This window comes from Streptomyces sp. NPDC001351 (assembly GCF_042896045.1).
Lineage (GTDB): Bacteria > Actinomycetota > Actinomycetes > Streptomycetales > Streptomycetaceae > Streptomyces.
Window position 1 is genome coordinate 74,877 of record NZ_JBIAWS010000014.1, and the last position, 12,105, is coordinate 86,981.

Sequence of the window (12,105 nt, forward strand, 5' to 3'; positions counted from 1 at the left end):
CTGGCCGGGTCGGTTCGCACCGGGTCCCATGGGTACCCGCGAGCCCATGAGCACCTCATGGATGGACATCGCCGCAGGCCGCGGCGCACTCGGAATCGGCATGGTCGTCGTGGGGGTGGCGGTCGTGGCCCTGCTGATCGGTGCCTTCTGGCTGGGCGCCCGCATCCGCCGCCGCGAACCCGCTCCGCCCCGCCCGGAGGATCAGCCGCAACTGCCGGACGACGGGCCTGTCCGCGAGGTTCGGGAGAACCGTGAGCCCGCCGAGATCCCCCGCAGCGAGCAACGGCTGACCCCGCACGAACTGCCCGGTCACGGCAATTCGCCGAGCAGGACCAGCACGTCGCAGGCGCGGCGACGCTGGCGCGAGGGCAACAGCGGGGCCTTCGGCAGCGGCGGGCCGGGCGGCCGCTGACGGCGGCGGCCACCGTCTGCACCGACACCGGAAGCACGTGAGAGCCATGGACTCCGCGGCTGCCGTGGAAGTCCAGGAGCTGCTCGGATACGAGCGCGAACACGGCGACCGGCTCCCGCTCACGGCCTGCTGTCGGCCCGCTCGGAGCAGTTGCGCGGGCGCGGAGCCGATGTAGGGCGGCCCTGGTGCGCTGAGCGCGCCCCCGTACGGCACCCCCGGCCGACGGGGCCGGGGGTGCCGTAGGGCGATCAGCGGTGAGCGTCTCCGCGCAGGGGACGAGCGCCCGGAGCCGACCTCGCGGTGCCAGGCTGCAGAACGGGGCCGCGCCACCGAGAGCCGGTACTTCTCCCGCCGCCCGTGCTGTGCGCCTCACCTTGATCACCTCGTCCAGATCTCCGCTCCGGCCGGCGAGGCCGCCGGCGATCCGCAGCCGGATTTCATTCAACTGGTCGCGCACGAGATGACTCAGACCGGTGGTCACGGCAGCGTGGCCGAAGAGGCCGCCGCAGGCTTCTCGCCGACTTCCCGCACAGACGAGGACCCGTCACCATGATCTGTCGTCGCCATGTCGGCCGCCGGGCCGGAGCCGTCGTTCTCCTGCTCGCCGCAGCGGGCTGCTCGGACTCCGCCATGGGGCAGCTCGTCTACACGACACCCGCGAAGCGGGAGGTGAAGCTCCAGAGCCCGGCAGTCGAGGGATGCCATCGTCTGCCGGGCGGCGCCCACAGCGTGGTCAACTACACGCTCTACGACATCCGGCTCTACACCAACGCCCACTGTGTGCTGACACCGGCCGGTCAGGACCAGAGCGGTCAGATCGGCGGAGAGAGCTTCTATCTCGCGACACAGGCATCCGTCGCCTACACCCCCGGCCAGTCGCCGTGGCTGAGCTACTACGTCATCCCCGGTACCAGCTGAGTTCGCGACCGACGACTCTGAAGGCAGCACGCCGCAGGGCGGCGGCAAAGGGTGCAGCCCACACGTTCTCGACGACCAGCAGGCCGGCGGAGTCACCGGCCCCCACGGCCGCGGGGCCTCCTGCGGATCGTCCTGCCTTTGAGGCTGCGGTCCGCCAGGTCGGCCGGCAGTGAGCGAGCCTCACCCGACCGAGGTCATCGGCTCCAGGCCTGCCATCGAGTCGCGGACACTGCCCGACCGGCACACGGGATGTCGCGTCGTGCGACGGCGCGCGGCACCTGAGGTCGGCGTCGAGCGCCCTCAGTCCCGCGGCAGCCGAAGCGCCGGCGGCGCTCCGGAGCGGAGCGGACAGGTTGCCCACCGCGGCGCCCCGGCGGCCCTCCCCTGACGAGGGGCGGGGCTCGGGCGGCACGTTCGCGGACCGACTGGCCCCGGCGACTTCCCGCAGGCGTCCGCCCGCTCGCTCATGACGGCCGCGACGCCTCTGGACGAGACGATCGGCCGGCCGGCGGCTCGCGGAACGCGGGGATCCCCGGCCCCTGCGGCAGCAGTTGAACCACGACGAAGGACACCACTGCGGCCAGCACCACCAGCGCCACCGTTTCCACGTTGCCCAGCAGGAGCACGACCAGGACCACGCTGCTCACGGGCAACCGCAGGGCCGCGGTCACCGACGCCGCCATCCCGACCGCCATCGCCGGCACCAGCCCCAGACCGGGCAGCGGCGACAGCAGGACGCCGGCCGCCCCGCCCAGGAACAGGGCGGGGAAGACGGGTCCACCGCGCAGGCCGCCCAGACAGAAGGCGTACGCGAGGGCCTTGAACACGAGCACCGCGACAAGGGCGCCCACCGACCAGGCATGCGGGTGCTGCGCCAGGACGGCCAGTACGGACTCCCCGGACAGGGCGGCCTCGGCCGGCGAACGGCCGGTGACGATCGCGTAGACAGTGATGCATGCCGCCGCTGCCAGCGCGCACAGGGTGGTGTTCCGTACGGTCCGGGTCGTCACGAAGCCGGCCACGAACCTTCCGCCCACGAAGACCCAGTGGATGAGGAAGGCGAGGGCCGGCGCGATCGGCAGAGCCCACAGGACGTCCGCCCAGTCGAGAGGCGTCGGAGTGGGCAGCCCGATGTTCAGACTCCCGGTCTGCAGGCCGGTCCAGTGCACGAACCCGGTGAAGATCAGGTCCCCGACACCGCTGGCCAGCAGGGCCGGAAGCATCACCGCGAACAGCTGCGGCCCGCCCGCCCCGGCCACTTCCATCAGGAGCACGGCCCCCACCACCGGGTTCCCGAAGAGCGCCGAGATGGCCGCCGCGGCGCCGGCCGCGCCGAGCATCGCCGTGCTCGCCTCGGTCCGGGGTGCCCGGACCAGCCTCGCGAAGAACAGCGCCAGACCGCCGCCCAGGGCGATCAGCGGCGCCTCGGGACCCAGTACGACGCCCAGCGGCAGTCCGACCAGCGCGGCGACGAGGACACCGGGCAGCGCTTTCTCCGTGACCCCGCCGGAGTGCAGACCGCCCGCCGGGATGTGTCCGCCCCGCCCGGGAAGTCGGGCGACCACCAGACCCACGGTCAACCCGGCCACCGCCATCAGGGGCAGCGCCCACCACCAGGGCGCCTGCTTCCAGCCCAGGTCCTTGGGCCAGTCGGTCCAGATCAGCCGCTCCAGCTGGTGGAGCGCCACGAGGAACCAGAAGGCGAGCAGCGCCACCGGAACGCCGATCAGCCCGCAGAGCACCATCGTCCTGCGGTATTCGGGGCGGCGCACCATCTTCTGCAGCTGGTCCGCCTCAGGGGGCTGGTTCCCCGGCGCGGACACGACCGCTGCCGATCTCGTCCCGGTGATGGGTCCTCCTGAGGTCAGGACACGAGAGGCGATTCAACCCATAACCCAACAATGTTATCTATTCGGTCATTCATTGGCCGCTGCCACGTCGGCCCGGGATGGCCTACGCCCTCATGCGGAACCCGGAGCCGATCCGTAGCGTCTGATGCGGATCCGAGACCGATATGTGAGGTGACTGGTGGCTCTGCACAACGCCCGGCAGCCGGCAGCCGATCCGGCCGTCGACATCTTCGCCTCGCCGCTCAGCGAGCGGCCCCTGCCCAAGCGGTCGATGCCGGAGTTCGCCTCGCCGCCGCCCGTGGTCTTCCAGCTGCTGCGCAACGAGCTGCTCCTGGACGGCAACGCCGCGCAGAACCTGGCCACCTTCTGTACCACCTGGACGGACGACGAGGTCCGCCGACTGATGGACCTGTGTCTGGACAAGAACATCGTCGACAAGGACGAGTACCCGCAGACGGCGGAGATCGAGTCGCGCTGCGTCAACATCCTCGCCGACCTCTGGCACGCGCCGACCGGCACCGGGGGCGATGCAAACGCGGTGGGGTGCTCGACCACGGGGTCCAGCGAGGCCGCCCTGCTCTGCGGCCTCGCCTTGAAATGGCGCTGGCGCGACCGAAGACGGGCCGCCGGGCTGTCCACCGACCGCCCGAACCTCGTGTGCGGGCCGGTGCAGGTGTGCTGGGAGAAGTTCGCCCGGTACTTCGACGTGGAGCTGCGGCAGATCCCGGTGGAGCCGGGGGCGACCGGCCTGCAACCGCATCAGCTGCGCGAGTACGTCGACGAGAACACCATCGGCGTCGTCGCGATCCTCGGCGTCACCTACACCTGCACCTACGAGCCGGTCGCAGAGATCACGGCCGAGCTCGACCGACTGCAGGCGGAGACGGGCCTCGACGTTCCGCTGCACGTCGACGCGGCCTCCGGCGGATTCATCGCGCCGTTCCTCCACCCCGATCTGGCCTGGGACTTCCGGCTGCCCCGAGTGGCGTCCATCAATGCCTCCGGCCACAAGTACGGCATGGCACCGCTCGGCGTGGGCTGGGCACTGTGGCGCGACAAGTCCGCCCTGCCGAAGGACCTGGTCTTCCACGTCGACTACCTGGGCGGCGACATGCCGACCCTGGCGCTGAACTTCTCCCGCCCCGGCGGCCAGGTCGTGAGCCAGTACTTCATGTTTTTGCGCCTCGGCCGTGAGGGGTACCGACGGGTCTACCAGTCCTGCGCCGACACCGCGCAGCACCTGGCCCGCCTGATCACGGACATGGGTCCCTTCACACTCCTCTACGACGGCGCAGAGGCACTCCCGGCCGTCTCCTACACGCTGACCGACCCGGCGGCGACGAGCTGGAGCCTCTACGACCTCTCCGACCTGCTGCGGATGCGCGGCTGGCAGGTGCCCTCCTATCCGCTGCCGCCGAACCGCCAGGAGACGGTCATCCAGCGGGTCCTGGTCCGGCACGGTGTCGACCGCGACGAAGTCGAGCTCCTCGCCGACGACATGCGCAGAGCGATCAAGCACCTCGATGAGGGCCACCCTCGCGACGCGGACCGCACCGGCTTTCACCACTGACGGCCAGGACGGCTTGCAGGAGGGCAGGGGTGGACGGGGGCTCCAGGTGGTCCGGCCGCCCCTCTCACAAGGCGGGGCCGGCATCCGGTCCGGCAGCGCCGACCCTCACTCGGGCCCGCGGGGACCGACTGCCCCTGGGCGCGGGACCGGGCGGGCGTTTCGCCCGGGAGACGGCCTGCCCGGCGGTCTGGGCTCGGATCGTGGAGCAGCGGGAGCAGCACGCCGAGGGCGTTGGACCGTTCACCACCCGGCTCACCTGGCGCGTGGCCGGAGGCGGCGAGGCGGTCTGGGAGTCGCGGCCCGTGCGGCGCCGCGGCGTGCTCACCCTGCGCCCACCGGGTGAGGCGGGCGGGCGGCACGCCCGTGCCGACGAGGTCTCGGCCAGGCGCATGCGCAGGCTCAACGCCGTCGCCGCGATCGCCTTTGTCATCGGCGGGGCGCTGTTCTCGGCCGGCGCCGCCGTGGCCCAGTTCGGCTCCGGCGACGCCACCGAGTGCGCCTCGGTCTACTTCGTCGGCGGACTGTTCTTCACCACGGGCGGGTACGCCTCGCTGCTCCAGGTGATCAACGCGCCCCGTCACGTGATCGGCGGCACGGCGTTGGTCGGCCGCCGCTGGCGCTGGTGGAGCTTCGAGCCCACGCGGGTTGACTGGCTGAGCGTTTTCCTCCTGTTCGCAGGCACCCTGGTCTTCGGTGTCAACCTGCTGAATTCCTTCCTCCCGCTCGGATCCGGCCTGTTCATGGTCTCGGCGCTCGCCGCGTACACCCGCCCTGCCACCGACAGCCCCGTCAACATCGACGTCGCCAACTGGGGCACCCTCACCGGCGCCCAGTGCTTCTCCGTCGGCGGTGCCCTCCAGATGTTCGAACGCCCGTAGAACGCCGTGGAACCCACACCAGGTTGACGGACTCGGTGAACGTCCGCCCGCCGGGGGCTACGTCGAGCGGGGCTGAGCCGTCGGGATCCGTTGGGTGAAGAACAACGCGAGGAGCGAGGTGAGAGCGAGGATCGCGAGTGCGGCACGCAGGCCGTCCAGCCGTGCGGCGGCGTTCGCGTCCAGCGCGGCCCGGGTCACCTTCGTGCTCGTGCCCGCCTCGTCGAGAGCCGCCGTGAGCTGAGCGTCCGACAGGAAGGGCACGCCACTTTCGAGTTCGACGCTCGCCTCGCTCTTGACCTGGGCCGGGATCTCGGGGTTCTGCTCGACGTTCGCGAGGAACGAACTGGTCAGCACGGCGATCAGTACCGACCCGGCCAGTGCCGTACCGATCGATGAGCCCAGGTTCGTGACCGCGTTCTGGACGCCGCCCACTTCCGCGCTCCGCTCGTCCGGCACCGCGGAAACGGTGACCGAGCCGAGCTGGGACGCCAGCGCGCCCATGCCCAGCCCGATCAGCAGGAGGGGAACGGTGACGACTTCCGCACCGGCGTCGGCGTCGAGCGCGGCCATGAGGACCACCGCTCCCGCGAACAGCGAGAGGATCCCGAGCCGTACCACCCGCCGCGGCGAGACATCCGGGAGGAAGCGCGGGATGAGGATCGCGGCGGCCAGCAGCGTCAGCGAGAGCGGCAGGATGCGGGCGCCGGTCTTGAGTGCGGACAGGCCGAGGGCCACCGACAGATAGAGGGGTACGACGAAGAAGACCCCCATCTGCACGAGGTACTGGAAGAAGAACATCGTCAGCCCGCCGGTGAGTTGCCGGTTCTGCAGGAGGCCGGGGTCCACGAGTGGTTCCCTGCGCCTCTCCACGAGGCGTGCCTCCCAGCGGAGGAACAGCCAGATGAGGAGCAGCCCCGCCAGCATCAGCCAGACGACCAGTGAGACCCCGAGCCAGGAGGGCGCGTCGGGCTTCGGCTGGAACCAGCCCCATTCGTCCGAGCGGAGTACGCCGTAGACGAAGCTCCCGAGCCCGGCTGCGGACAGCACCGTGCCGACGACATCGATGCGGGAGCGGCTTCCGATCGGTGCGTCGGCGACACGGCGGCCGAGGGCCAGGATGGCGAGAACGATGACGACTTCACCGGCGAACACCCAGCGCCAGGAGAAATATGTGGTCGCGACACCTCCGACGAGCGGACCGAGGGCGATCGCAACGGCTCCTGCGGCCGTGACCAGCCCGTAGGCGGCGGGACGGCGTTCGACGGCGAAGTTGCCGGCGACGAGCGCCACGATCGCGGGCAGGATGAGCGCCGCCCCGAGGCCCTCCAGGAGCGACCAGCCGACCAGGAGCACCGACAGGTTCGGGGCCAGCGCCGTGGTCAGGGATCCGCACCCGTAGACGACACAGCCGGTCATGAAGGCGCGTTTGTGACCGATCAGCGCGCCGACCTTGCCGCCGGGGATCATGAACATCGCCATCACCAGGGTGTAGGCGGTGATCGCACCCTGGACCCCGGTCACGGTCGTACCCACGTCGTCGGCCACCGTCGCGATCGAGACGTTCATGACAGAACTGTCCAGTGCCATCAGGAACTGGCCGGACGCGAGTGTCAGCAGGACGAGCCGTGTGGCTGCCGAGCTCTCGGAGCCGCTTTCCCGTGGTGCCATGCGCGCATCGTCTCAGCGGCCGGGGCGATGGACCCTCGACCCGCGACTCGACCCGCCACGGAGGTCGACCGGTTGGCGGCGAGCCGGCCGAACCCCGACGTCAGTCACCACCGACGGCAGCCCCGGCGCATGCGTCACCGGCTGTCGCTGGGCGCGGTGGTGTCCATCAGGGACGCGCGGCCCGCCTCCAGCCGGGCCGCCGGGATCCGGAACGGCGAGCAGGAGACGTAGTCCAGTCCGACGCGGTGGAAGAAGTGGATCGAGTCGGGGTCGCCGCCGTGCTCCCCGCACACCCCGGTCTCCAGGCGGGGGTTGACGGCGCGGCCCGCCTCGACGCCGAGCTCCACCAGCCGGCCGACGCCCTCCTGGTCGATCGTCTCGAAGGGCGACACCGAGAAGACGCCCTCGTCGATGTAGAGGGGGAAGAACGACGCCTCCGCATCGTCGCGGGACAGGCCCCAGGTGGTCTGGGTGAGGTCGTTGGTGCCGAAGGAGAAGAAGTCGGCCGCCTCGGCGATGCGTCCCGCGGTGAGCGCGGCGCGCGGCAGCTCGATCATCGTGCCGATCGGGCAGTCGAGCCTCAGACCGGTCTCGGTCTCCACCTCGCCGAGCACCAGTTCCGCCTCGGAGCGGGCCAGCCTCAGTTCCTCGACCGTGCCGACCAGCGGGATCATGATCTCGGCGCGCGGGGTGCCGCCGGCACGCAGCCGCTCGACCACGGCCTCGGCGATCGCCTGCACCTGCATGGCCATCAGGCCCGGCACGGCCAGGCCCAGGCGGACCCCGCGCAGGCCCAGCATCGGGTTCTGCTCGTGCATCCGCTCCACGGCGGCGAGCAGTTCCCTCTCGTGCGGGTCCGGGTGCTCGGTGCGGGCCAGGCGGACGGCCAGTTCGGTGCGGTCGGGCAGGAACTCGTGCAGCGGCGGGTCGATCAGCCGGATCGTCACCGGCAGCCCGTCCATCGCCTCGAGGATGGCGGTGAAATCGGCCCGCTGCAGCGGCAGCAGGGCGTCCAGGGCCCGTTCGCGTGCGACGTCGTCGCGGGCCAGGATCATCGCCTCGACCAGTTCCCTGCGCTCACCGAGGAACATGTGCTCGGTGCGGCACAGACCGATTCCCTGCGCGCCCAGTGCGCGGGCGCGGACGGCGTCCTCGGGTGTGTCGGCGTTGGCCCGCACCTGCAGGCGGCGCCCCGAGTCGGCGCGGGCGAGAGCACCCAGCACGGCGTCGGTGAGCGTGTCCGTGGCGGTTTTGGTCTCCAGGGCGCGTCCGACGGGGGACGCGGTGAGGGGCAGGGCCCCGAGGTGCACGGTGCCCGCCGTGCCGTCGACGGAGACGATGTCGCCCTCGCGGACCACGGCTCCGGACGGAGCGGTGAACTGCCGCGCGAGCGGGTCCACGGCCAGCTCCTCCGCGCCGCACACGCACACCTTGCCCATGCCGCGCGCGACGACCGCGGCGTGGCTGGTCTTGCCGCCGCGGCTGGTCAGGACGGCCTGTGCGGCGATCATGCCGGGCAGGTCGTCGGGGGTCGTCTCGCGGCGGACGAGGACCACCTGCTCGCCGGCCGCGGCACGCCGTACGGCCTCGGCGGAGTCGAAGACGACGGCGCCCACCGCGGCGCCCGGCGAGGCGGGCACGCCGTGCGCGAGGGGCACGTCGGTGGTCTTCACGTCGAAGCGGGGAAACATCAGCCGGGTCAGCTCGGCGCCGTTCACCCGCACCAGCGCCTCGTCGGCGCTGATGGTCCCTTCCTCGCACAGGTCGTGGGCGATGCGGAAGGCGGCCTCCGCCGTGCGCTTGCCCACCCTGGTCTGCAGGATCCACAGCTTGCCGCGTTCGACGGTGAACTCGACGTCGCACAGGTCGCGGTAGTGCTGCTCCAGGGCGCGCAGATGGTCGCCGAGCTCGACGTAGGCGCGGGGGTCGAGCGACCTGAGCTCGCGCAGGGGCAGCGCGTCGCGCACGCCTGCGACGACGTCCTCGCCCTGCGCGTCGGGCAGATAGTCGCCGTACATGCCGCGTTCTCCGGTGGCGGGGTCGCGGGTGAAGGCGACGCCGGTGCCGGAGTCCTCGCCCAGGTTGCCGAAGACCATGGCCTGCACGTTGACGGCGGTGCCCAGGTCTTCCGGGATGTGTTCGCGGTGGCGGTAGACGTGGGCGCGTTCGGTGTTCCAGGAGTCGAAGACCGCACGGACCGCGCGGGCGAGCTGGTCGGCCGGGTCCTGCGGGAAGTCCTCGCCGGTCTCCTCGCGGATGATGGCCTTGAACTCCTCGGTGAGCGCGGTGAGTTCGCCGACGTCGAGGCCGTGGTCGTCCGCGCTGGGGGTCCCCCCGGTCGAGCGAAGCCGAGACTGGGGGCGCGCGGCGATGGCCTGCTCGAACAGGTCGCCGTCCACGCCCATCACGGTGTGTCCGAACATCTGGATGAGCCTGCGGTAGGAGTCCCAGGCGAACCGCTCCTGCCCTGATGCCTTGGCGAGCCCGTTGACGGACTGGTCGTTGAGCCCGATGTCGAGGATGGTGTCCATCATGCCGGGCATGGAGAAGCGGGCGCCCGAGCGGACGGACACCAGCAGGGGGTCGTCGGGGGCGCCGAGGGTCCGCCCCATGGCCCGCTCCAGACCGGCCAGGGCCTGGGCCGCCTCGACGCCGAGTTCGGGCGGCTCCTCGCCCGTGGCCAGGTAGACCTTGCAGGCGTCGGTGGTGACGGTGAATCCGGGCGGGACGGGCAGGCCGATCCGGGTCATCTCGGCGAGTCCGGCGCCCTTGCCGCCGAGCAGGTCCGCCATGTCGCGGCCGCCCTCGGCGAATCCGTACACGTACTTCGTCGGCTTGGTCATCGCGGCCTCTCAGTCATGGGGTACGACGGCCACGGGGCAGCCGACGTGGTGGATGGCGGCGTGGGCGACCGGGCCGGTACGGGGGAGGGTGGGCCGGCCGGTCGTGCGGCGGCCCACGACGAGCAGGCTCGCCCCGGAGGCGGCCCGCACCAGCACCGATGCCGCGCGGCCCTCGGTCACGGTCTCGACGACCCGTACCTCGGGGTATTTCTCGCGCCACACCTGCAGGACGGCGGTCAGGAAGCCGAGCCACTCCTCGGCCCGGTCCGGGCGGTTCACCAGGCCGATGTCCCCGGAGCCGAGCCCGATGGGTGAGGGCTGCTGCCAGGCGTGCACGGCCTTCAGCCGCGAGCGCCGCAGCCGGGCCTCCTCGAAGGCGAACTCGATCACCTCGTCGCAGGGGTCCGCGAGGTCGATGCCGAGGACGACGTCCCGGTACCCGGTGCGGGTGGACTCGGCGCCGTCGTCGTCCGCCAGATGCTCGTCGGCGGCCTCCTCGCCGGACCGGACGAGGACCACGGGCCTGCCGGCTCCCGCCACCACGCCCAGGGCGACCGAACCGACCAGGAACCCGGTGAAGCCGCTGAGACCGCGCGAACCCACCACCAGCAGATCGGCCTGCTCGGCCGCCTTCAGCAGGGCGGCGGTCGCGGGGCCCTCGACCTGCTCCTGGTCGAGCTTCACGGCGGGGCAGGTGCGGCGGATGCGATCCTCCGCCTGGCGCAGGGACCGCTGTGCGAGGTGGCGCTGGGCTGCGGTGGCGATCTCGCCGTCCTCCTGACGGGGATGCCAGTTCCAGGCGTGCACGAGCCGCAGCGGCCGGTCGCGGCGTACCGCCTCCCGGGCTGCCCACTCGGCGGCTGCGAGACTCTCGGCGGATCCGTCGACTCCGGCGATGACGGGCGGAAGCATGATGCGCACCTCCTGCGCTCGGTCTGCTCCTCACCGCCAGCTTCGTACCGTCGCCTACCGGCGGGTATGGGCCGCCAGGTCTCCAACCGGGTCCGTTCGGCCCCTGCGCACGCCCGGGGCGGACGGCGAGGGTGGGAGGACCCCGGCTCGGAAGGCGGCACACCATGCAACGAGTGATCATCGCCGGTGTCGACAGGTCGGCATGCAGCCGTGCCGCGGCCGAGTGGGCGACACGCGAGGCGCTGCGGCGCGGGATGCCCCTGCGGGTGGTGCAAGTGGTACCGCCGGCCCCCTTGGACCCGGTGGAGCAGTGGCCGTACCCTCCGGCGGCCGTGGCGGACCACGTGGTGGCCGAACTCGTCGAGCGGCACCCGGCGTTGCGGGTGCGCGGCGAGAGCCACACCGGGATGCCCGCCCCGGTGCTGCGGGCCGTGGGCGAGGAGGCGGAGCTGCTCGTGATCGGCCTGCGCGGCGAGGGCGGTGGCGCGGGGACCACGGTGGGCACCACCGCTGCGGCCCTGGCGGAGGAGTCCCCCGGACCGGTGGTCCTGGTCCCCGGCCCGCCCGTCGACCAGCCTCCGCCGCGCCCGTCCGCCGGCGTGACCGTCGGCGTCGACGTCCGGGACCCGGCCGGCGGCGCGCTCGACTTCGCCTTCGAGGCGGCCCAGCTGCGCGGCGCACGGCTGCATGCCGTCCACGCCTGGAAGCTGCCCGCGTCCGCCGCCGCTTCGCCCTTCCCCGTGCTGGAGGAGGACCGCGCCACCTGGGAGGACCACGAGGTGCAGCTGCTGTCCGACGTACTGCGGCCGTGGCGCACGAAGTACCCCGACGTCGACGTCCTCGAGGACGTCATGCTGTTCCCCCCGGTGGAGGCGCTGGTCCACGCCGCGGAAGGTGCCGAACTGGTGGTGGTCGGTCGGCGTTCCGCCCCTGGTGCCACGCTCCGGGAGCTGCTGGAGCGCACCGGTCGCCCGGTGGCCGTCGTCCCCGCATGATCAGGGGAGGGTCGGCCCCGGCCCTTGGGTCGTTCGGCCCCTGTGGGGCCGGATGGCGT

At 72.0% G+C, this 12,105-nt stretch carries 9 protein-coding genes; 5 read left to right on the forward strand and 4 right to left on the reverse strand.

Annotation, left to right across the window (positions count from 1 at the left end):
* Window positions 1-46 precede the first annotated feature (46 nt).
* Both ACFY1U_RS38980 and ACFY1U_RS38985 read left to right on the forward strand, forming a co-directional pair.
* Window positions 47-412: a DUF6479 family protein gene (locus ACFY1U_RS38980; protein ID WP_390698765.1), complete on the forward strand. Its 366-nt coding sequence runs from the start codon at window positions 47-49 to the stop codon at window positions 410-412.
* A 549-nt stretch (window positions 413-961) separates the two neighbouring features.
* Window positions 962-1,330 carry a hypothetical protein gene (locus tag ACFY1U_RS38985; protein ID WP_390698766.1) on the forward strand — a complete coding sequence of 123 codons (369 nt, stop codon included), beginning with the start codon at window positions 962-964 and terminating at the stop codon, window positions 1,328-1,330.
* Window positions 1,331-1,794: 464 nt separating this feature from the next.
* Here ACFY1U_RS38985 and ACFY1U_RS38990 read toward each other — a convergent pair whose 3' ends face one another.
* On the reverse strand, window positions 1,795-3,105 hold the full coding sequence (locus tag ACFY1U_RS38990) for a chloride channel protein (RefSeq protein WP_390698927.1): 1,311 nt from the start codon (window positions 3,103-3,105) through the stop codon (window positions 1,795-1,797).
* A 253-nt stretch (window positions 3,106-3,358) separates the two neighbouring features.
* Between ACFY1U_RS38990 and ACFY1U_RS38995 the strand changes: the two genes are divergently transcribed.
* A complete protein-coding gene (locus tag ACFY1U_RS38995) occupies window positions 3,359-4,750 on the forward strand; it encodes a glutamate decarboxylase (protein ID WP_390698767.1) in 1,392 nt (463 codons plus the stop codon).
* A 200-nt stretch (window positions 4,751-4,950) separates the two neighbouring features.
* Window positions 4,951-5,628 carry a hypothetical protein gene (locus tag ACFY1U_RS39000; protein WP_390698768.1) on the forward strand — a complete coding sequence of 226 codons (678 nt, stop codon included), beginning with the start codon at window positions 4,951-4,953 and terminating at the stop codon, window positions 5,626-5,628.
* A 57-nt stretch (window positions 5,629-5,685) separates the two neighbouring features.
* Here ACFY1U_RS39000 and ACFY1U_RS39005 read toward each other — a convergent pair whose 3' ends face one another.
* The 3 genes from ACFY1U_RS39005 to ACFY1U_RS39015 all read right to left on the reverse strand — a co-directional run bounded on the left by ACFY1U_RS39005 (window position 5,686) and on the right by ACFY1U_RS39015 (window position 11,051).
* Entirely contained in the window at window positions 5,686-7,296 is a 1,611-nt protein-coding gene (locus ACFY1U_RS39005) for an MFS transporter (RefSeq protein ID WP_390698769.1), read from the reverse strand.
* A 134-nt stretch (window positions 7,297-7,430) separates the two neighbouring features.
* Window positions 7,431-10,139 (reverse strand): pyruvate, phosphate dikinase, encoded by a 2,709-nt coding sequence (gene ppdK / locus ACFY1U_RS39010; RefSeq protein ID WP_390698770.1) that lies wholly within the window; start codon window positions 10,137-10,139, stop codon window positions 7,431-7,433.
* Window positions 10,140-10,148: 9 nt separating this feature from the next.
* Complete coding sequence (locus ACFY1U_RS39015; protein WP_390698771.1) at window positions 10,149-11,051, reverse strand: universal stress protein; 903 nt, start codon at window positions 11,049-11,051, stop codon at window positions 10,149-10,151.
* Between the two features lie 164 nt (window positions 11,052-11,215).
* Here ACFY1U_RS39015 and ACFY1U_RS39020 point away from each other — a divergent pair, with 164 nt between their 5' ends.
* Window positions 11,216-12,046: a universal stress protein gene (locus ACFY1U_RS39020; protein ID WP_390698772.1), complete on the forward strand. Its 831-nt coding sequence runs from the start codon at window positions 11,216-11,218 to the stop codon at window positions 12,044-12,046.
* The last annotated feature ends 59 nt before the right edge of the window (window positions 12,047-12,105 follow it).

Excerpts from the sequence above, each read along its gene's own strand:
- ppdK (WP_390698770.1), bottom strand. The coding sequence starts at position 10,139 with ATGACCAAGCCGACGAAGTACGTGTACGGATTCGCCGAGGGCGGCCGC.
- ACFY1U_RS39005 (WP_390698769.1), bottom strand. The coding sequence starts at position 7,296 with ATGGCACCACGGGAAAGCGGCTCCGAGAGCTCGGCAGCCACACGGCTC.
- ACFY1U_RS38985 (WP_390698766.1), top strand. The coding sequence starts at position 962 with ATGATCTGTCGTCGCCATGTCGGCCGCCGGGCCGGAGCCGTCGTTCTC.
- ACFY1U_RS39015 (WP_390698771.1), bottom strand. The coding sequence starts at position 11,051 with ATGCTTCCGCCCGTCATCGCCGGAGTCGACGGATCCGCCGAGAGTCTC.
- ACFY1U_RS39020 (WP_390698772.1), top strand. The coding sequence starts at position 11,216 with ATGCAACGAGTGATCATCGCCGGTGTCGACAGGTCGGCATGCAGCCGT.
- ACFY1U_RS38980 (WP_390698765.1), top strand. The coding sequence starts at position 47 with ATGAGCACCTCATGGATGGACATCGCCGCAGGCCGCGGCGCACTCGGA.
- ACFY1U_RS38990 (WP_390698927.1), bottom strand. The coding sequence starts at position 3,105 with ATGGTGCGCCGCCCCGAATACCGCAGGACGATGGTGCTCTGCGGGCTG.